The following is a 20,574-nucleotide window of genomic DNA, read 5'->3' as shown; positions in this document are numbered from 1 at the left end:
TTAGCGGGTTAAAATGCGGGCTCATTATAACGGGTTGCGAAACGCAGATGAGCAGCACCTGGCATATTCTCGGCGCCGGTAGCCTCGGCAGCCTCTGGGCCTGCCGCCTGGCGCGCGCCGGCAAGGCGGTACGCCTGATCCTGCGTGATGCGCAGCGCCTGCAGGGCTACCAGCGGGCCGGTGGCCTGACCCTGGTCGAACAGGATCAATCCCGCCTCTACGCCATCCCTGCTGAGACGGCCGAGTCAGGCGGGCCCATCCATCGTCTGCTGGTGGCCTGCAAGGCCTACGATGCCGCCCCCGCCATCGCCCGCCTGGCGCCGCGCCTGGCTGAGGGCGCGGAAATCGTGCTGTTGCAGAACGGCCTGGGCAGCCAGGACGAAGTCGCCGACCAGGTGCCCCACGCCCGCTGCATCTTCGCCTCCAGCACAGAAGGCGCTTTTCGCGAGGACGACTGGCAGGTGCGCTTCGCCGGCCATGGTTTCAACTGGCTGGGAGACCCGGCCAACCCCGCCACCCCAGAATGGTTCGATGACCTGAGCGACGCCGGCATCCCGGGCGACTGGACGGTCGACATCCTTACCCGCCTGTGGCGCAAGCTGGCGCTCAATTGCGCCATCAACCCACTGACCGTGCTGCACGATTGCCAGAACGGCGGTTTGCTCGGGCATCTCGGCGAGGTCGAGGCACTGAGTAAGGAACTGGCCGAACTGCTGTGCCGTTGTGGCCAGCCGGAAGCCGCGACCGATCTGGATGAAGAAGTGCAGCGGGTGATCCTGGCCACCGCAGCCAACTACTCTTCCATGTACCAGGACGTGCGCGCTGGCCGCCGCACCGAAGTGCACTACCTGCTGGGCCACGCCTGCCGGGCAGCCGAGCGCCACGGCCTGGTGCTGCCACGGCTGGAACACCTGCACCAGCGCCTGGTCGATAACCTGCGAGCGCGTGGTTTGCCCAGCGCCTGACGCCAACCCAATACGGACATTGCCTTGCCCATGAGCCTGCGCCAACGCCTGGAAAACCTCCCGGTCGGGCAGAAACTGCTGGCAGCCCTGCTGGTACTGCTGGTGACCATCCTGCTGGTCGCCAACCTGACCTTCATCAGCGCCGCCTACTGGATCACCCAGGAGAGCATGGCGCCGCAGGCATTGCAGACCATCGGCAAGCTGGTGGCCAACCCGCAACTGTCGGCCCGTGCCGGCGACTCGACCGAGACAGCCACGGCCCTGCTCAAGGAGCTGGACAGCTACACCCCGCTACGCGCCGCCGCCATCTACGGCGGTGACGGCAGCATGCTGGCCCAGCTGCAACACGGCGATCACCTGGCGCTGCCCAAGCGCTACCGCAACATCGACGGCTGGCGCCTCATGGAGTTTCGCAGCACCCAGCTGATCCGCATCCCCCGCGACGCCAACCCACCGGCGCACCTGCTGCTGGTGGCCAGCAGCGAACTCCCGACGGCGTTCTACACCGGCACGCTCAGTGCCAGCCTGGCGATCCTGGTGTTCAGTATCCTGCTGTGGATGATCATCGCCCGGCAGATCAAGCGCCTGATCACCCAGCCGATCAACCAGCTCGAAGAACTCAGCCGCCAGGTCACCCGCGAAGAAAGCTATGCCTTGCGCGCCACCCGCGGCAACGACGACGAGATCGGTAGCCTGGCCGAAGCCTTCAACACCATGCTCTCGCGCATCGAGGCCCGCGAGCAGCAGCTCAAGCGCACCCGCGACGAATACCAGACGGCCTACGACCAGGCCCAGGGCCTGGCCGAGGAAACCCGCCACACCAACCGCAAGCTGGAGCTGGAAGTCCAGGTGCGCAGCAAGATCGAGAAGAAGCTCACTGGCTTCCAGAACTACCTCAACAGCATCATCGACTCCATGCCATCCGCGCTCATCGCCCTCGATGAGCAGCTCTACGTCACCCAATGGAACCACGAGGCCACGGTGCTCTCTGGCACACCGCTGGACGAAGCGCTGAACCAGCCGATCTTCATCGCCTTCGAGCCGCTCAAGCCGTTCCTGCCGCAACTCAAGGAGAGCGTGGAAAAGCACCGGGTGGCGAAAATCGAGAGGGTGACTTGGCCCAAGGGCGACGACCTGCGCCATTACGCCCTGACCTTCTACCCGCTTATGGGCGGCGGTGGCCGCGGCGTGGTCATCCGTATCGACGACATTACCCAGCGTCTGTCGCTCGAGGAGATGATGGTGCAGTCGGAGAAGATGCTTTCGGTCGGTGGCCTCGCCGCCGGCATGGCCCACGAAATCAACAACCCGTTGGGCGCGATCCTGCACAACGTGCAGAACATCCGCCGGCGCCTGTCGGCAGAGCTGCCACGCAACCAGGAGCAGGCGAGCGAGCTGGGCATCGACCTGGCCAACGTCAACCGCTACCTGGACAACCGCGAAGTGCCGCAACTGCTCGACGGCATCCAACAGGCCGGCACCCGCGCAGCCAAGATCGTCACCCACATGCTCAGTTTCAGCCGCCGCAGCAACCGCCAGCTGGCGCCTTGCGAGTTGCCGGCATTGATCGACCAGGCCGTGGAGATCGCCAGCAACGACTTCGACCTGACCATCGGCTTCGACTTCAAGGGCCAGGCCATCGTCCGCCAGTTCGACCCCAACCTGGGCCCGGTACCCTGCACCGCCAACGAGCTGGAGCAGGTGCTGCTGAACCTGCTGAAGAACGCCGCCCAGGCCATCCACCAGCGGCCGCAGCCCAGCGAGCCGGGGCGCATCACGCTGCGCACGAAACTCAATCCGCCCTGGGCCGAGATCCAGGTCGAGGACAACGGCGTGGGCATGCCCGAAACCGTGCGCAAACGCACCTTCGAGCCGTTCTTCACCACCAAGGAAATCGGCCAGGGCACCGGGCTCGGGCTGTCGGTTTCGTACTTCATCATCACCAACAACCACAAGGGGCAGATGGAAGTGCAGTCCACGCCCGGCCAGGGCACCTGCTTTACCCTGCGCCTGCCCCTCGGCCAGCCGCCAGCGGCTGCACCGACCCACACGGAGGCATGACATGGGCTATCGCCTGTCGAAGATCTACACCCGCACTGGCGACAAGGGCGAAACCGGCCTCGGCGACGGGCGGCGGGTGCCCAAGGACCACCCACGGGTCGAAGCAATCGGCGAGGTGGACAGCCTCAACAGCCAGCTCGGGCTGCTGCTGGCCGGCCTGGATGAGCACGAGCTGGATGAGGTAAGCAACGTTCTTGCGCCATGCCAGCATCGTTTGTTCGACCTTGGCGGCGAGTTGGCGATGCCCAGCTACCAGGCCTTGAACCAGGCCGAGGTGGAGCGGCTGGAGGCGGCGATCGATGTATGGAACGAGGAGCTGGGGCCGCTGAAGAACTTCATTCTGCCCAGTGGTTCGGCGCTGGTGGCTCAGGCCCATGTGTGCCGTAGCCTGGCGCGCAGTGCAGAGCGGCGGTGTCAGCAGTTGAATGCGCTGGAGCCCCTGGAGGGAGTTGGGTTGGCGTATATCAACCGGCTTTCGGATCTGCTGTTCGTGGCGGCGCGGATCATTGGGCGGCGGCAGGGGGTGGCGGAAGTTTTGTGGCAGCCTGCGGTAAAGCCTGAAGGCTGATATCGCCGGGGCTGCTTTGCAGCCCATCGCGACGCGGCCCCAGATACTCAGGCCTCAGGCCAGAATGCGCGGATCCCGGCAACGCCTTGGGCGCCGGCTTCCCAGGCCTTCTCCCGCTCACCCGGCCCAACCCCACCCAGCAGGTAAACCGGTTGGTTGAACCCGGCAATCAGCCGCTGCGCCTCATCCCAACCCAAGGGCACCGCCTCGGGGTGGGTCTGGGTCGGCTGCACCGGCGACAGGGTAACGAAGTCCACGCCCATCTGCTCGGCCAGCGCCAGCTCTTCAGCACTGTGGCACGACGCCGCCAGCCAGCGTTCCTTAGGGAACGGGCGGCCTTTGGCTGCGTACTTGCGCAGCTGCGCGGCGGTCAGGTGCCAACCGGCGGACGGGAAGTCGCCCAGCCACTCCAGCGGCCCCTTGAGCATCAGCTGCGCCTTGCCTGCACACAGCCCGACCGCGTCCACCGCTACATCGCGGTACTTGGGGTCATACATGTCCGGGGCGCGCAGCTGGATCAAGCGGATACCATTGGCCACGGCCTTCTGGATACCTTTGAGCATCTGCGGCACTTCCAGGCCATCCGGGGTGATCAGGTACTGGTCCGGCAAGCGCGCAGCAGCGACAATCGGTTTGTTGGCCTCTGGGAATTCGTATTGCGCCAGGTCCCGTGGCGCGACCCAGGCCAGTGGCTGGCCTTCGGCGCCGTGGGGCTCACCGGTGAACGCATCGACCTCACGGACATCCAGCAGCACCTGCTTGTCCGGGTAGTCGTGGCTGACCTTGATCAGTGCCCGCGAACGGGTCACTTCGATGCCCAACTCTTCGCACAACTCACGGGCCAGGGCCGCCTCGACGCCTTCGCCCTCTTCCACCTTGCCGCCCGGGAATTCCCACAGGCCACCTTGATGCTGAGTATCGGCGCGGCGGGCAATCAGAATGCGCCCGTCACTACCGCGGATCACCGCGGCTACAACATGAATCCGTTTCAACCTTCACGCTCCGCCAGGCCAGCTTGCTGCCAGGCCTGGAAGGCCGGCCACTGGTAAATGGTTTCGATATAGGTGGCTGCCTCGGCGGGCACTTCCACGCGGTAGGTACGCAGGCGTACCGCCACCGGGGCAAAGAAGGCATCGGCCAGGGTCGGCTTGCCGAACAGGAAGGGGCCACTGTCTTTGGCCACCAGGCGGCACTCGGACCACAGTGCCACGATGCGGTCGATGTCCACCTGCACGTCCAGCGGCATGTCTTCCAGCGCCCGGTCACGGGACAGGTCGAACGGCATGGCACCGCGCAAGGCGAAGAAGCCGCTGTGCATCTGCGCGCAGGCCGAACGGGCCTGGGCACGGGCAGCCAAATCGGCCGGCCACAGCTGGGCCTCGGGGTGGCGCTCGTTGAGGTACTCGGCAATGGCCAGGGAGTCGGCAATCACACCGTGCTCGGTCTTGAGCAACGGCACCTTGCCGGTGGAAGAGAATTCGAGGATGCGCTTGCGGGTGTCGGGCTGGTTCAGGCTGATCAGCGTTTCTTCGTACGGCACGCCGGCCAGCTCAAGGGCCAGGGCGCCACGCAGCGACCAGGAGGAATACAGCTTGTCGCCGATGATCAGGTGATAGCTCATGGTTCGGCTCCATTTCTTGAGAGGTTGGGGCCGCTGTGCGGCCCCAGGTGAATCAGGTGCGGTATTCGGCGTTGATCTTCACGTACTCGTGGGACAGGTCGGTGGTCCAGATGGTTTCGCTGCATTGGCCACGGCCCAGCTCGATACGGATGGTGATCTCTTCCTGGGCCATCACGGCCGAACCCTGCGCCTCGGTGTAGCTCGGGCTGCGGCCGCCTTTGCTGGCGATGCACACACTGTCCAAATACACGTCGATCAGGCTGACATCCAGCTCCGGCACGCCGGCACGGCCCACAGCAGCCAGGATACGGCCCCAGTTTGGGTCGGAGGCGAACAGCGCGGTCTTGATCAGCGGCGAATGGGCCACGGCGTAACCGACATCCAGGCACTCCTGGTGGTTGCCACCGCCGTTGACCTGCACGGTGACGAACTTGGTGGCACCTTCGCCATCACGGACGATGGCCTGGGCCACTTCCATGCACACTTCGAATACGGCCTTCTTCAGCGCTTCGAACAGCGCGCCGCTGGCTTCGGTGACTTCCGGTAGGTTGGCCTTGCCGGTGGCAATCAGCATGCAGCAATCGTTGGTCGAGGTGTCGCCATCGATGGTGATGCGGTTGAACGACTTGTTGGCGCCGTCGAGCATCAGGTCCTTGAGCACCGCCGGGGCAACCTTGGCGTCGGTGGCGATGTAGCCGAGCATGGTGGCCATGTTCGGGCGAATCATCCCAGCACCTTTGCTGATACCGGTCACGGTGACGGTCACGCCCTCGTGCTGGAACTGGCGGCTGGCACCTTTTGGCAGGGTGTCGGTGGTCATGATGCCGGTGGCGGCTTCAGCCCAGTGGTTTTCCGACAGGTTGTCCAGCGCGGCCTGCAGAGCGCCTTCGATCTTCTCGACCGGCAGTGGCTCACCGATCACACCGGTGGAGAACGGCAGCACCGACTCAGCCGGCACGCCGGTCAGTTCGGCAAGCTTGGCGCAGGTCCGTTCGGCAGCGGCCAGGCCTGGCGCGCCGGTACCGGCGTTGGCATTGCCGGTGTTGGTCAGCAGGTAGCGCACGGTGCCCTGCACACGCTGCTTGGACAGGATCACCGGAGCGGCACAGAAGGCGTTGAGGGTGAACACGCCAGCCACGCTGGAGCCTTCGGCGCAGCGCATGACCACCACATCCTTGCGCCCCGGGCGCTTGATGCCGGCAGAAGCGATGCCGAGTTCAAAACCCGGAACCGGGTGCAGGGTGGGCAAAGGACCAAGACCAACAGCCATTAGAGCGCTCCTAGAAATACGGTGAATATGGAAAAAGGGGGCCGCAATGCGGCCCCCAGGGATGTCACGATACAACAATCAGGTCAGGTCACTCGATCTGACCATGGCAATGCTTGAATTTTTTGCCCGAACCACACCAGCACGGCTCGTTGCGGCCCAGCTTCAGGTCGTTGCGCACCGGGGCAGCGGCCACGGCCACTTCAGCGCCCTCCTCGCTCAGCTGCTCGCTTTCAAGGCCCGGCGCGGCGGCATGCTGGAACTGCATGCGGCTGGCCAGTTCCTCGGCTTCGCGGCGCAGGCGGGCTTCTTCTTCGGCCGGGTCTTCGCGGCGCACCTGAACGTGCGACAGCACGCGGATGGTGTCGCGCTTGATCGACTCGAGCAGTTCCTGGAACAGGGAGAACGACTCGCGCTTGTACTCCTGCTTCGGGTTCTTCTGTGCGTAACCACGCAGGTGGATACCGTGACGCAGGTGGTCCATGGTCGACAGGTGGTCTTTCCAAAGGTCGTCCAGCACGCGCAGGAGGATCTGCTTCTCGAAGGTACGCAGGGCTTCGATACCGGCCTGGTCTTCCTTCTCGGTGTAGGCGGTAGTGATCTCGTTCAGCAGCTTCTCGCGCAGGGTCTCCTCGTAGAGGTGATCGTCCTCGTCCAGCCACTGCTGGATCGGCAGCTTCATGGCGAAGTCGCTGGCCAGCGAAGCTTCGAGGCCGGCCACGTCCCACTGCTCTGGCAGCGACTGCGGCGGGATGTGCTGGCTGATGGTGGCATCCAGCACTTCCTGGCGGAACTCGGCGATGGTGTCGCCGATGTTATCGGCCGCCAGCAGGCTGTTGCGCATGTGGTAGATCACCTTGCGCTGTTCGTTGGCCACGTCATCGTATTCAAGCAGCTGCTTGCGGATATCGAAGTTGCGGCCTTCGACCTTGCGCTGGGCTTTTTCGATGGCGTTGGTGACCATGCGGTGCTCAATGGCCTCGCCAGACTGCATGCCCAGAGCCTTCATGAAGTTCTTCACCCGGTCGGAGGCGAAGATGCGCATCAGGCTGTCTTCCAGCGACAGGTAGAAGCGGCTCGAACCCGGGTCGCCCTGACGGCCGGAACGGCCACGCAACTGGTTGTCGATACGGCGCGATTCGTGGCGCTCGGAAGCGATCACGTGCAGGCCACCGGCTTGAATCACCTGCTGGTGACGCTTCTGCCAGTCGGCCTTGATCTGGGCGATCTGTTCGGGGGTCGGGTTTTCCAGGGCAGCCACTTCGGCTTCCCAGTTACCGCCCAGCAGGATGTCGGTACCACGGCCAGCCATGTTGGTCGCGATGGTCAGCGCACCCGGAGCACCGGCTTGCGCGATGATTTCGGCTTCCTTCTCGTGGTACTTGGCGTTCAGTACCTTGTGGTCGATACCTTCCTTCTTCAGCAGGTTCGACATGTGCTCCGATGTTTCGATGGTGGCGGTACCCACCAGGATCGGGCGGCCCTGGGTCATGCTCTCTTTGATGTCGGCGATGATCGCGGCGTATTTCTCGTCGGCGGTCAGGTAAACCAGGTCGTTGAAATCTTTTCGCGCGAGCGGCTTGTTCGGCGGAATGACCATCACGTTGAGGGCGTAGATCGACTGGAACTCGAACGCTTCGGTGTCGGCGGTACCGGTCATGCCGGACAGCTTGGTGTAGAGACGGAAGTAGTTCTGGAAGGTGGTCGACGCCAGGGTCTGGCTTTCGGCCTGGATGTTCAGGTTTTCTTTCGCCTCGATGGCCTGGTGCAGGCCTTCGGACAGGCGACGGCCGGGCATGGTACGGCCGGTGTGTTCGTCGATCAGCAGGACCTGGCCGTCCTGGACGATGTACTCGATATTGCGGTGGAACAGCTTGTGCGCACGCAGGCCGGCGTAGACGTGGGTCAGCAGGCCCAGGTTGTGCGCCGAGTACAGGCTCTCGCCTTCGGCCAGCAGGCCAGCCTGGGTGAGCATCTCTTCGATGAACTGGTGACCGGCTTCGTTGAGTTCGACCTGGCGGCTCTTCTCGTCGATGGTGTAGTGGCCTTCCTGGGTGACCTGGCCTTCGACTTCTTCGATGTGCTGGGTCAGGCGCGGGATCAGGCGGTTGATCTCGATGTACAGCTTGGAGCTGTCTTCAGCCTGGCCGGAGATGATCAGTGGAGTGCGCGCTTCGTCGATGAGGATCGAGTCGACTTCGTCGATCACGGCGAAGTTCAGTTCACGCTGGAACTTCTCTTCCTGGCTGAATGCCATGTTGTCGCGCAGGTAGTCGAAACCGAATTCGTTGTTGGTGCCGTAGGTGATGTCGGCCGCGTAGGCAGCGCGCTTTTCTTCAGGCGGCTGGAAGGCCGAGACGATGCCTACGGACAGGCCGAGGAATTCGTACAGCGGGCGCATCCAGTTGGCGTCGCGGCGGGCCAGGTAGTCGTTCACCGTGACCACGTGCACGCCCTTGCCGGACAGGGCATTGAGGTAAACGGCCAGGGTACCGACCAAGGTCTTGCCTTCACCGGTACGCATTTCTGCGATCATGCCCTCGTGCAGGGTCATGCCGCCGATCAGCTGCACGTCGAAGTGGCGCATGCCCATGACGCGCTTGCCGGCCTCACGGGCCACGGCGAAGGCTTCGGGCAACAGCTGGTCCAACGTCTCGCCTTTGGCCAGGCGCTCCTTGAACTCTGCGGTCTTGCCCCGCAGTTGCTCATCGGAGAGGGCCACCATCTTCTCTTCGAAGGCATTGACGATAGCTACCGTCTTGAGCATGCGTTTGACTTCACGCTCGTTCTTGCTTCCAAAAAGTTTTTTTAACAAAGGCGCAAACATATCGGCAGGATCTTCCACACGTAGGGATGGAGGGCGGCCCCATGAGTCGCCCGTGCAGCCCTGAGGCCGCATGCGAACGAGCATTCTACCCGGAAACGATGGTGAGGAAAGTGGTCGATTGCCACGATGCTGGCACAGCGCTTAGGCGGGGGCTTTTCTAAGATAGGGGCATTTTCCCCGAGTTCAACCCGCGGGTTGATGAAACAATAGCGAGAATGACTCCTATCCCGCGAAGAGGCCAACTCAGGCGACGAGATGTTAGACTGACCACCTTGTCACTTCATGCACCCCACCATGGCCTTCAAACCCTCCCCCGCCCAGCCGCCCGCCACCCTGCTGCGCCAGAACCGCCCACTGCGCCTGCTGCTGAACCAGGCCGAGCGCCTGGAACATCTGCAGCGCCTGCTGGAGAGCCAGCTGCAACCGGCAGCCCGCGAGCATTGCCATGTGGCCTCGTGGCGGGACGGTACGTTGCTGCTGGTGGTCACCGACGGCCATTGGGCCACGCGCCTGCGCTACCAGCAGAAGCGCCTGCAGCGCCAGCTACAGGCGCTGGAAGCATTCGGCAACCTGCAGCGCATCCTCTACAAGGTGCAGCCACCCCTGGTGCCGGCCAAGCGCGGCGGTAACACCACCGAACTGTCGAGCACTGCCGCCGAGAGCATCCGAGACTCCGCCGAAGGGATCGCCGACCCAAAGCTGCGCGCCGCCCTGGAGCGACTGGCCAGCCACGCCAACAAAGAAAAGCGCTGAAATAAAAAAGGCCACCCGAAGGTGGCCTCAATCAACGAACTAGAGAGTGTTCGAACTTACACAGCCGCAACAGGGCGCATGTAGGAGATCGGTGCCGTGCTGGCATCTTCGAAAGTGACCACTTCCCAGGCATCGGTTTCAGCGATGAGCTTGCGCAGCAGCTGGTTGTTCAGCGCGTGGCCGGACTTGTAGCCCTTGAACTCGCCGATCAGGCTGTTGCCCAGCAGGTAAAGGTCGCCGATGGCGTCGAGGATCTTGTGCTTAACGAATTCGTCATCGGAACGAAGGCCGTCTTCGTTGAGCACACCGGTCTCGTCGACCACGATGGCGTTCTCGACACTGCCGCCCAGCGCAAGGTTGTGCTTGCGCAGGTACTCGATGTCACGCATGAAGCCGAAAGTACGGGCGCGGCTGACTTCCTTCACGAACGAGGTGCTGGAGAAGTCGACGACCGCACTCTGGGTCTGGCCCTTGAGGACCGGGTGATCGAAGTCGATCTCGAAGCTAACCTTGAACCCGTCGAAGGGCAGGAAGGTGGCGCTCTTGTCGCCCTCTACCACTGTCACTTCGCGCAGGATGCGGATGAACTTCTTGGCTGCGTCCTGCTCTTCCAGGCCGGCAGACTGAATCAGGAATACGAAGGGTCCGGCGCTGCCATCCATGATCGGCACTTCCGAGGCGGAGAGCTCGACGTAGGCGTTATCGATGCCCAGGCCCGCCATGGCGGAGAGCAGGTGCTCGACCGTATCGACCTTGACGTCACCGTTGACCAGCGTGGTGGACATGGTGGTCTCACCGACGTTGGCCGCACGCGCCGGGATCTCGACCACAGGGTCAAGGTCGGCGCGACGGAAGACGATGCCGGTGTCGACAGGCGCAGGCTTGAGGGTCAGGTAGACCTTCTCCCCGGAGTGCAGGCCGACGCCCGTGGCACGGATGGTATTCTTCAGGGTGCGTTGTCTAATCATGGCATTGGCCGCTTCAGCGCAAATAATGCGAACAGGTATCAACAAAGGCTGGGGATGATACCAGACCCGGCCTTTGCTGAACACCAATCACCCTTATACCCCTGATAAATTCCATCAATCGGCCTGACGACGCAGGAAGGCTGGGATATCGAGGTAGTCCAGGTCATCCTGAGGGTTGAGTTTAGCTGCCGCAGCGGCACCTGCGTGGGCCTGGTTGCGCATTACGGTCGGTCGCTCCAGGTCACGGTAGTTGACGGCTGGCTGCTCCTGACGGACTGGCGCCGGGTTGGAAGCCTCGTACACCTGCTGAGCGGTCTGCAGGGTGTTGTCGACCACCTTGACCGGTTTTTCGATGCGCGCGCCCAGACCAGTGGCAACCACGGTCACGTGCAGTTCGTCGCGCATGTCGGGGTCGATCACGGTGCCGACCTTGACCATGGCGTGGTCGGAGGCGAAGGCTTCGATGATGCTACCCACGTCGGAGTACTCACCCAGCGACAGGTCAGGACCTGCGGTGATGTTCACCAGGATGCCGCGGGCGCCCTGCAGGTTGACGTCTTCGAGCAGCGGGTTGCGGATGGCCGCTTCGGTGGCTTCGCGAGCACGGTTCGGACCGCTGGCGCAGCCGGTACCCATCATCGCCATGCCCATTTCACCCATGACGGTACGCACGTCGGCAAAGTCGACGTTGATCATGCCCGGGCGCTTGATGATGTCGGAGATACCGCGAACGGCACCAGCCAGTACATCGTCGGCCTTGGCAAAGGCGGACAGCAGACTGGCATCCTTGCCCAGGATGGTCAGCAGCTTCTCGTTGGGGATAGTGATGAGCGAGTCGACGCTTTCAGCGAGCATGCGGATGCCTTCGTCGGCGATCTGCATGCGCTTGCGGCCTTCGAACGGGAACGGACGGGTCACCACTGCAACGGTGAGAATGCCCATTTCCTTGGCCACTTCGGCGATGATCGGCGCCGCGCCGGTACCGGTACCGCCGCCCATGCCGGTGGTGATGAACACCATGTTGGTGCCCTGCAGCACCTCGGCGATGCGCTCACGGTCTTCCAGCGCGGCCTGACGGCCGACTTCCGGATTGGCACCGGCACCCAGACCCTTGGTCACACCGGTACCCAGTTGCAGGATGGTGCGTGCGCCGATGTTTTTCAGCGCCTGGGCATCGGTGTTGGCGCAGATGAACTCGACGCCTTCGATGCTGCTCTTCACCATGTGGTTGACGGCGTTGCCGCCGCCACCGCCGACACCGATCACTTTGATGACCGGACTTTGCGGGACGTTGTCTACGAGCTCGAACATTTTCCCTCTCCTTACAGTTCTCTAGTTGTTGCGCCTACCACTACTGCTTTGAAACTTAGAAGTTGCCCTGGACCCACTTCTTGAAGCGCTCAAGCACTGGGGCCTTCGGTTCATCGCCATAGCTGTTGTTGCTGCTGTTGGTGTTACCGGTCAGGACCAGATCCTCGGACTGCTTGAGCAGGCCATAGGTGAGCAAGCCCACACCGGTGGAATAGATCGGGTTGCGCACCACGTCGCTCAGCCCCCGAACGCTGTGCGGTACGCCCAGGCGTACCGGCATGTGGAAGATTTCCTCGGCCAGTTCCACGGCGCCTTCCATCTTCGCGGTGCCGCCGGTGAGGACGATGCCGGCAGGCACCAGGTCCTCGTAGCCGCTGCGGCGCAGCTCGGCCTGGATCAGGGTGAAGAGCTCGTCGTAACGTGGCTCCACCACCTCGGCCAGGGCCTGGCGCGACAGCTCGCGCGGTGGGCGGTCGCCCACGCTCGGCACCTTGATGGTCTCGCCGGCGCCGGCCAGCTTGGCCAGGGCGCAGGCGTAGCGGATCTTGATTTCTTCGGCGTACTGGGTCGGCGTGCGCAGGGCCATGGCGATATCGTTGGTCACCTGGTCGCCGGCAATCGGGATGACCGCGGTGTGACGGATCGCGCCCTCGGTGAAGATGGCGATGTCGGTGGTGCCACCACCGATGTCCACCAGGCACACCCCCAGCTCTTTCTCGTCATCGGTCAGCACCGAGTAGGCCGAGGCCAGCTGCTCGAGGATGATGTCGTCGATTTCCAGGCCGCAGCGGCGTACGCACTTCTCGATGTTCTGCGCCGCGTTGACCGCGCAGGTGACCACGTGAACCTTGGCTTCCAGACGCACGCCGGACATGCCCAGCGGCTCGCGCACGCCTTCCTGGTTGTCGATCACGTAGTCCTGCGGCAGGGTGTGCAGCACACGCTGGTCAGCCGGGATGGCCACGGCCTGGGCGGCGTCGAGCACGCGCTCAAGGTCGGCAACGCTGACCTCGCGGTCGCGGATGGCGACGATGCCGTGGGAGTTCAGGCTGCGGATGTGGTTGCCGGCCACGCCGACGAACGCCGAGTGGATACGGCAGCCAGCCATCAGCTGGGCTTCTTCCACTGCACGCTGGATCGACTGCACGGTCGATTCGATGTTCACCACCACGCCCTTCTTCAGACCGCGGGATGGATGGGTGCCGATACCCACGATCTCGAGGGTACCGTCTTCGCCCACTTCACCCACCAGCGCCACCACCTTGGAGGTGCCGATGTCCAGCCCGACGATCATTTTGCCGCTATGCGCGTTTGCCATGGTCCTGCCTCTCTCTAATTCTTCGCAACGGCGGGTTTGGCCGTCGTCGGTGCGTTCGGTTCCCGCCAACCAACGGCAAGTCCGTTGGAATAACGCAGATCAATGCGGGCGATATTGGTGATCTGCTCTTTGAGTGTCTTGTCGTAAATGGCAATGAAACGGCGCATCTTCTCCACCAGGTGGTCGCGCCCCAACAGCAGTTCGACGCCCGGCCCGGCACTGCTCGCACCGGTGGTCAGGAACCAGCTGCCCCGCTCGCGCAGCTCCAGGCGAGCGATGGAAAAGCCCAGGGGGCGCAGCATCTGGCTCAATACCTGATATTGCTGCATGACTTGTTGCTGAGCGCGCTGCGGCCCGGCCAGCTGCGGCAGGTGCTCATAGTTGGCCAGCTCGCGCGGGGTAAAGGCTTGGCCCTGGTTGTTGAGCAGGGCCTCGTCACCCCAGCGCGCCACCGGCAGCTGTTCTTCCAGGCGAATCACCACTTCGTCCGGCCACACCCGGCGTACTTCGGCGTGGGCGATCCACGGCATCTGCTCGAGCTCGGCGCGCATCGCGGTGAGATCGACGCTGAAGAAACTCGCCGCCACATAGGGCGCGATGCGCTGCTGCACCGATTGCTGGCTGATGTAGCTGAGGTCGCCCTGCACATCGATCTTGGTGATCGGACGGTCGGCATACGGCATCAGGCGGATGGCGCCCTCATAAGCACCAAAGCCTGCAGCCACCAGCACGATCGGCCACAGCAGGCGCTTGAGACCGCCCAGGCTGGGCCGTGGCAGGCGCGCCGATACGGGCTCGTCGGCCACCAGTCGGCTGGCACCGCGCGGCACCGGCTTGCTGCGGCCGGTAACGGGTTGCTGCTGACGTATCATTGCGCCTTGCATGATGGTTAACCTCGCGTCGCCACGCTTTCAGCCAGGATCGCCAGCACCAGTTGCTGGAAGTCCAGGCCGGCCGCGCGGGCCGCCATGGGCACCAGGCTATGGTCGGTCATGCCGGGTGCGGTGTTGACTTCGAGCAGCCAGAACCGGCCCTGCTCGTCCTGCATCACGTCCAGCCGGCCCCAGCCTTCGATGCCGATGGCATCGCAGGCGCGCGCGGTCAGGTCGATCAGCTCCTGCTCCTTGGCACTGTCCAGGCCGCACGGGATGCGGTACTGCGTGTCATTGGCGATGTACTTGGCGTCGTAGTCGTAGAACACGTGCGGAGTGCCCAGGGCGATCGGCGGCAGCACCTGGCCACGCAGAACGGCGATGGTGAACTCCGGGCCGTGAATCCATTGCTCGACCAGGACTTGCGAATCGTAGTGGGCGGCGTCTTGCCAGGCAGCGATCAGTTCCTGCTCGCTATTCACCTTGGCCATGCCGATGCTAGAGCCTTCATGGGCAGGTTTGACGATAAGCGGGAAGCCCAGTTCCGTACTGGCTGCAACACAATCCTCGACACTGGCCAGCACCGCGTGGCGCGGAGTCGGAATACCCAGGCTCTGCCACACCTGCTTGGTGCGCAGTTTGTCCATGGCCAGCGCCGAAGCGAGGATGCCGCTGCCGGTGTAGGGGATGCCCAGGCACTCGAGCAAGCCCTGCATGCTGCCGTCTTCACCGCCACGGCCGTGAAGGATGATGAAGGCGCGGTCGATCTTCTCGTTCTGCAGGCGCGCCAGCAGGTCGTCACCGACATCGATGGCAACCACGTCGACACCGGCAGTGGTCAGTGCGTCGATCACCGCGGCACCGGACTTCAGCGACACTTCACGCTCGGCGCTCTTGCCGCCGTACAGCACGGCCACGCGGCCGAATGCTTTCACGTCCAGGGTCGAGTGCAGTTGTTCGTAGGCGCTGGTCATTTCGACTTCTCCTGCTTGGCGCCAGCGAACAGCGGGCTTTTCATCAGTTGCGGAGCCAGGCCGCCAACATCACCGGCACCTTGGCAGATCAGGATGTCGCCGGCGCGCAGCAGCGGCTTGACCAGCGGCGCCAGCTCGGCGCCACGTTCGATGTAGATCGGGTCCAGCTTGCCGCGCTGGCGGATGCTGTGGCACAGCTGGCGGCTGTCGGCACCGGGGATCGGTTCTTCGCCGGCCGGGTAGACCTCCATCAACAGCAGCACGTTGGCATCGCCCAGCACCTGGACGAAATCGTCGTACAAGTCGCGGGTACGGCTGTAGCGGTGCGGCTGGTAAACGATCACCAGGCGACGGCTTGGCCAGCCACCGCGCACGGCCTTGATCACCGCAGCCACTTCAGTGGGGTGGTGACCATAGTCATCGACCAGCATCACGCTGCCGCCATCGACCGGCAGTTCGCCGTAGACCTGGAAGCGTCGGCCGACGCCCTGGAAGCCGGACAGGCCCTGAACGATGGCTTCGTCGCTGATACCTTCGTCAGTGGCGATGGCGATGGTCGCCAAGGCGTTGAGCACGTTGTGGTTGCCGGGCATGTTCACCGACACCTCGAGTGGCTCGCGGTCGCGGCGCAACACGGTGAAGTGGGTCTGCATGCCCTGCTGACGCACGTTGATGGCGCGGATGTCGGCCTCTTCGCTGAAACCGTAGGTGACGGTCGGGCGCTTGACCTGCGGCAGGATCTCGCGCACGACTGGGTCGTCCAGGCACATCACGGCCAGGCCGTAGAACGGCAGGTTGTGCAGGAACTCGACAAAAGTCTTCTTCAGCTTGTTGAAGTCACCTTCGTAGGTCGCCATGTGGTCAGCATCGATGTTGGTGACCACAGCAACCATCGGCTGCAGGTGCAGGAAGCTGGCATCGCTTTCGTCGGCTTCGGCAATCAGGTAGCGGCTGGTTCCCAGCTGCGCGTTGGTGCCGGCAGCGGTCAGGCGACCACCGATGACAAAGGTCGGGTCCAGGCCGCCGGCGGCGAATACCGAAGCGAGCAGGCTGGTGGTGGTGGTCTTGCCGTGGGTACCGGCAACCGCCACGCCATGGCGATAGCGCATCAGCTCAGCGAGCATTTCGGCACGCGGCACCACCGGAATACGGCGTTCCAGGGCGGTGGCGACTTCCGGGTTGGCCGGATTGATGGCACTGGACACCACCAGCACATCGGCATTGGCGGCGTTCTCGGCGCGGTGACCGACGAAGATCTCGGCGCCAAACGACTCCAGGCGCTCGGTAACAGGCGACGCCTTGAGGTCGGAACCGGACACCTGGTAGCCCAGGTTCAGCAGCACTTCAGCGATACCGCACATGCCCACGCCGCCAATACCGACGAAGTGGATACGGTTGATGCGGCCCATCTTCGGCTGGGGCATGGCTTTCTGGCTTTCAACCATGGGCCACCTCCAGGCAGATATCGACTACGGTGCTGGTTGCAGCAGGTTTGGCCAGGCGCCGTGCGGTGCCAGCCATGGTGTTGAGTTTCTCGGGTTGCATCAGCACCTCGTTCAGGCGTTCAGCGAGTTGCGCTGCGCCAGTTGTCGCTTGTGGCATGAGGAAGGCAGCGCCTTCCTGGGCCAGATATTGGGCGTTGTAGGTCTGGTGGTCGTCGATCGCGTGGGGCAAGGGCACCAGCATCGAAGGCAAGCCCGCCGCCGCGAGTTCGCTGACGGTCAGGGCGCCGGCCCGGCAGACCACGATATCGGCCCAGCCATAGGCATGGGCCATGTCCTTGATGAACGGTTCGACCTGGGCCTCGACACCCGCCTCGCGGTAACGCTCGGCAGTGGCTGGCGCATGGTGTTTGCCGGCCTGGTGGAACACCTCTGGGCGCAGGCTCGCCGGCACTTCGGACAGGGCCTTAGGCAATAATTTGTTCAATGGTTCCGCACCCAGGCTGCCACCCATCACCAGCAGGCGCGCGCGACGCTCGGCCAGGGGCGCGCGCTGGGCATCCATGAACAGCTCCGGGCGCACCGGGTTACCGGTGGTACGCAGCTTGTCGCTGGCGTCGAAGGTCGCCGGGAAGGCTTCGCAGACACGCGCAGCCAGGGGCAGCAGCAAGCGGTTGGTGGTGCCGGCACGGGCGTTCTGCTCGTGGATCACCAGCGGCACACCGCACAGCCGCGCGGCAACGCCGCCCGGGCCGGTCACATAGCCGCCGAAGCCGACCACGCACACGGGCTTGAGCTCGCGCACGATACGGCGTGCCTGGAGCACCGCCTTTATCAAGGTAAACGGCGCCTTAAGCAGCGAAAGCTTGCCCTTGCCACGCAGCCCGCTGACCTGGATCAAGTGCAGTGGCAGGCCGGCTTGCGGCACCAGTTCGTTCTCGATGCCACGCGGGGTGCCGAGCCAGTGCACGGTGTAGCCACGGGCCTGGAATTCACGGGCGCAGGCCAGGGCCGGGAACACGTGGCCCCCGGTGCCGCCGGCCATGATCAGTACGTTCTTGCCGTCAGCGGCCATGACTGGTCTCCTCGGCAAAATCACTCTCTTTGAATTCGTGCTCCTCGCTGCCCAGGTGCGTGCGACTTTCCCATTCGATGCGCAACAGCAAACCTACGCAGGCACAGCAGATCACCAGCGATGAACCACCGTAACTGAGGAACGGCAGGGTCAGACCCTTAGTCGGCAGCAGGCCGACGTTCACACCGATGTTGATCAGGAACTGGCCGATCCACAGGAACGCCAGGCCGAACGCCATGTAGGCAGCGAAGAACTGCTTGGCCTTCTCTGCCCACAGGCCGATGTACAGCGCGCGGATGGTGACGAAGACGAACAGCGCGATGGTCACCAGCGAGCCAACGACGCCAAGCTCTTCGGCCAATACCGAGAACACGAAGTCGGTGTGCGCTTCAGGCAGGTAGAACTGCTTCTGCACGCTGTTGCCCAGGCCGACGCCCAGCCACTCGCCGCGACCGAAGGCGATCAATGCCTGGGTCAGCTGGTAGCCGGAACCGAACTGGTCGGACCAGGGGTCGGTGAAGGTGATCAGGCGCGCCATCCGGTACGGCTGCGCCTGCACCAGGATGAACACCGCAGCCACCGCCAGCACTACCATCAGGCTGAAGCGGAACAGCCCCACCCCGCCGAGGAACAGCATCGCGGCGGCGGCCCCCATCATCACCACGGTGGCGCCGAAGTCCGGCTCCATCAGCAGCAGCGCCGCCATTGGCAGCAGCACGATGAACGGCTTGAAGAAACCCATCCAGGTCTCGCGCACCTCGGTCTGCCGGCGCACCAGATAGCCGGCAAGGTAGATGACCACGAAGACCTTGGCGATCTCGGAGGGCTGCACGTTGAAGAAGCTGAAGCCGATCCAGCGCATCGAACCGTTCACTTCACGGCCGATCCCCGGCACCAGCACCAGCACCAGCAGGCCAAAGGCACCGATCAGCATCATGAAGCCCATGCGCTGCCAGGTGGCGATCGGCACCATCATGGTCGCGCCACAGGCAACCAGGCCGAGGAACACGTACACCAGGTGGCGGTACATGTGGTACAGCGGGTTCCCCGACTGCACGGCGGCCACTTCCGACGATGCCGAGGTGATCATCACCAGGCCCAGGCCCAGCAGCGCCAGGCAGCCGGCCAGCATGGCGAAGTCTAGGTCGATGCCACGGCCGCTGATCAGCGGCGACGGATAGGGCTTGAGGATACCGAAGATCATGCCAGCCCTCCCGCCGCCTGGGCGAACAGGCGCCCGCGTTCTTCGAAGTTCTTGAACATGTCGAGGCTGGCGCAGGCCGGCGACAGCAGCACGGCGTCGCCTGGCTGGGCCAGTTCGGCACACTGCTGCACGGCCTCGTCCAGGGTCTGGACCCGCACCAGCGGCGCGCCATCACCCAACGCATCGGCCAGGCGTTCGGCATCACGGCCAAGCAGCACCACGGCGCGGCAGAAGCGCTTGACCGGCTCGCGCAGTGCGGCGAAATCGGCACCCTTGCCGTCGCCACCGGCGATCAGCACCAGTTTGCCGTCGATGTCCGCACCCAGGCCTTCGATCGCGGCCAGGGCAGCGCCGACGTTGGTGGCCTTGGAATCGTCGTACCAGTTGACGGCGTTGCGCTCACGGATCCATTGGCAACGGTGAGCCAGGCCCTTGAACTCGCGCAGTGCTTCGAGCATTGGCGCGAACGGCAGGCCGGCAGCGTGACCGAGGGCCAGGGCCGCCAGCGCGTTGCTCTGGTTGTGGGCGCCACGAATCTTCAGCTCACGCACCGGCATCAGCGTCTGGAATTCGTATGCCAGGTATTTCTCGCCATCGACTTCACGCAGGCCGAAGGCCTTGAAGTCTGGCTGGTTGAGGCCGAAGGTGAAGCATGGGCGGCCTTCCACCGGCAGCGGCCGGCTCAGGGCGTCCTGGCGGTTGACCACGACCTGACGGGCACCGCGGAAGATCCGGTGCTTGGCCAGGTGATAAGCCGGCAGGCCGCTGTAGCGGTCCATGTGGTCTTCGCTGATGTTGAGCACGGTGGCCACTTCGGCATTGAGCTGGTCGGTGGTTTCCAGCTGGAAGCTCGACAGCTCCAGCACATACAGCTCGACGTCGTCGCTCAGCAGGTCCAGCGCCGGGGTACCCAGGTTACCGCCCACGGCCACACGCTTGCCGGCCTTGGCGGCCATCTCCCCGACCAGGGTGGTGACGGTGCTTTTTGCGTTGGAACCGCTGATCGCCACGATCGGTGCCTTGGCATGGCGGGCGAACAGTTCAATGTCACCGGACAGCTGCACGCCACGCGCTGCAGCCTGCTGCAGCGCCGGGGTGGCCAGGGCCAGGCCAGGGCTCACGTACAGCTCGTTGGCGCGGCACAGGAAGTCCACATCCAGCTCACCACAGCGCACTTCCACCTGCGGGTAATCACGGCGCAGGGTTTCCAGTTCCGGCGGTTGCTCACGGGTGTCGGCGACCGCAAAGGCAATGCCCCGGTTCGCCAGGAAGCGAACCAGGGACATGCCGCTCTTGCCGAGGCCGACAACGATGCGGAATTGGTCGGAAGCGATCAATGACACGCTTT

At 63.9% G+C, this 20,574-nt stretch carries 17 protein-coding genes; 4 read left to right on the top strand and 13 right to left on the bottom strand.

Going from position 1 to position 20,574, the window contains the following annotated elements; translation table 11 throughout:
• Nucleotides 1-47 precede the first annotated feature (47 nt).
• From ACLEJU_RS00925 to ACLEJU_RS00915, 3 genes are read left to right on the top strand one after another with little or no spacing between them, the layout of a single operon-like run.
• A complete protein-coding gene (locus ACLEJU_RS00925; protein WP_435421622.1) occupies nt 48-965 on the top strand; it encodes a putative 2-dehydropantoate 2-reductase in 918 nt (305 codons plus the stop codon).
• 30 nt (nt 966-995) lie between these two features.
• Nucleotides 996-3,026, top strand: a complete 2,031-nt coding sequence (locus ACLEJU_RS00920; protein WP_435421623.1) for a sensor histidine kinase — start codon at nt 996-998, stop codon at nt 3,024-3,026.
• Between the two features lies 1 nt (nt 3,027).
• Nucleotides 3,028-3,594 carry a cob(I)yrinic acid a,c-diamide adenosyltransferase gene (locus ACLEJU_RS00915; RefSeq protein WP_435421624.1) on the top strand — a complete coding sequence of 189 codons (567 nt, stop codon included), beginning with the start codon at nt 3,028-3,030 and terminating at the stop codon, nt 3,592-3,594.
• A gap of 47 nt (nt 3,595-3,641) precedes the next feature.
• On the opposite strand, the gene ACLEJU_RS00910 is transcribed toward ACLEJU_RS00915, so the two are convergent.
• The 4 genes from ACLEJU_RS00910 to secA all read right to left on the bottom strand — a co-directional run bounded on the left by ACLEJU_RS00910 (nt 3,642) and on the right by secA (nt 9,309).
• Nucleotides 3,642-4,586 carry a Nudix family hydrolase gene (locus tag ACLEJU_RS00910; protein WP_435421625.1) on the bottom strand — a complete coding sequence of 315 codons (945 nt, stop codon included), beginning with the start codon at nt 4,584-4,586 and terminating at the stop codon, nt 3,642-3,644.
• Complete coding sequence (locus ACLEJU_RS00905; protein ID WP_435421626.1) at nt 4,583-5,215, bottom strand: glutathione S-transferase family protein; 633 nt, start codon at nt 5,213-5,215, stop codon at nt 4,583-4,585. The genes ACLEJU_RS00910 and ACLEJU_RS00905 overlap by 4 nt, the downstream gene beginning before the upstream one ends.
• 52 nt (nt 5,216-5,267) lie before the next feature.
• Entirely contained in the window at nt 5,268-6,485 is a 1,218-nt protein-coding gene (gene argJ, locus ACLEJU_RS00900) for a bifunctional glutamate N-acetyltransferase/amino-acid acetyltransferase ArgJ (RefSeq protein WP_103449237.1), read from the bottom strand.
• An 88-nt stretch (nt 6,486-6,573) separates the two neighbouring features.
• Nucleotides 6,574-9,309: a preprotein translocase subunit SecA gene (gene secA, locus ACLEJU_RS00895; protein WP_435421627.1), complete on the bottom strand. Its 2,736-nt coding sequence runs from the start codon at nt 9,307-9,309 to the stop codon at nt 6,574-6,576.
• A gap of 294 nt (nt 9,310-9,603) precedes the next feature.
• Between secA and ACLEJU_RS00890 the strand changes: the two genes are divergently transcribed.
• Complete coding sequence (locus tag ACLEJU_RS00890) at nt 9,604-10,062, top strand: DUF721 domain-containing protein (RefSeq protein WP_435421628.1); 459 nt, start codon at nt 9,604-9,606, stop codon at nt 10,060-10,062.
• A 56-nt stretch (nt 10,063-10,118) separates the two neighbouring features.
• Here ACLEJU_RS00890 and lpxC read toward each other — a convergent pair whose 3' ends face one another.
• The 9 genes from lpxC to murD all read right to left on the bottom strand — a co-directional run bounded on the left by lpxC (nt 10,119) and on the right by murD (nt 20,569).
• The gene (gene lpxC / locus ACLEJU_RS00885; protein WP_060508542.1) at nt 10,119-11,030 is read right to left on the bottom strand and encodes a UDP-3-O-acyl-N-acetylglucosamine deacetylase; all 912 of its coding nucleotides are present in this window, start codon (nt 11,028-11,030) and stop codon (nt 10,119-10,121) included.
• Nucleotides 11,031-11,144: 114 nt separating this feature from the next.
• Nucleotides 11,145-12,341, bottom strand: a complete 1,197-nt coding sequence (gene ftsZ / locus ACLEJU_RS00880) for a cell division protein FtsZ (RefSeq protein ID WP_003260772.1) — start codon at nt 12,339-12,341, stop codon at nt 11,145-11,147.
• Nucleotides 12,342-12,396: 55 nt separating this feature from the next.
• On the bottom strand, nt 12,397-13,659 hold the full coding sequence (gene ftsA, locus ACLEJU_RS00875; RefSeq protein ID WP_103449232.1) for a cell division protein FtsA: 1,263 nt from the start codon (nt 13,657-13,659) through the stop codon (nt 12,397-12,399).
• A 14-nt stretch (nt 13,660-13,673) separates the two neighbouring features.
• Nucleotides 13,674-14,543: a cell division protein FtsQ/DivIB gene (locus ACLEJU_RS00870; RefSeq protein WP_435421629.1), complete on the bottom strand. Its 870-nt coding sequence runs from the start codon at nt 14,541-14,543 to the stop codon at nt 13,674-13,676.
• Nucleotides 14,544-14,548: 5 nt separating this feature from the next.
• Nucleotides 14,549-15,505 carry a D-alanine--D-alanine ligase gene (locus ACLEJU_RS00865; protein WP_435421630.1) on the bottom strand — a complete coding sequence of 319 codons (957 nt, stop codon included), beginning with the start codon at nt 15,503-15,505 and terminating at the stop codon, nt 14,549-14,551.
• Nucleotides 15,502-16,950: a UDP-N-acetylmuramate--L-alanine ligase gene (gene murC, locus ACLEJU_RS00860; protein ID WP_027917994.1), complete on the bottom strand. Its 1,449-nt coding sequence runs from the start codon at nt 16,948-16,950 to the stop codon at nt 15,502-15,504. The genes ACLEJU_RS00865 and murC overlap by 4 nt, the downstream gene beginning before the upstream one ends.
• On the bottom strand, nt 16,943-18,022 hold the full coding sequence (gene murG / locus ACLEJU_RS00855; RefSeq protein WP_435421631.1) for an undecaprenyldiphospho-muramoylpentapeptide beta-N-acetylglucosaminyltransferase: 1,080 nt from the start codon (nt 18,020-18,022) through the stop codon (nt 16,943-16,945). Before murG ends, murC begins: the two co-directional genes overlap by 8 nt.
• Nucleotides 18,012-19,226, bottom strand: a complete 1,215-nt coding sequence (ftsW, locus tag ACLEJU_RS00850) for a putative lipid II flippase FtsW (RefSeq protein ID WP_435421632.1) — start codon at nt 19,224-19,226, stop codon at nt 18,012-18,014. Before ftsW ends, murG begins: the two co-directional genes overlap by 11 nt.
• Complete coding sequence (murD, locus tag ACLEJU_RS00845; protein ID WP_435421633.1) at nt 19,223-20,569, bottom strand: UDP-N-acetylmuramoyl-L-alanine--D-glutamate ligase; 1,347 nt, start codon at nt 20,567-20,569, stop codon at nt 19,223-19,225. Before murD ends, ftsW begins: the two co-directional genes overlap by 4 nt.
• Nucleotides 20,570-20,574 lie beyond the last annotated feature (5 nt).

The organism is Pseudomonas sp. SMN11 (assembly GCF_052041945.1).
In the GTDB taxonomy this organism is placed as follows: Bacteria; Pseudomonadota; Gammaproteobacteria; order Pseudomonadales; family Pseudomonadaceae; genus Aquipseudomonas.
This window is presented reverse-complemented; position numbering and strand designations above follow the sequence as displayed.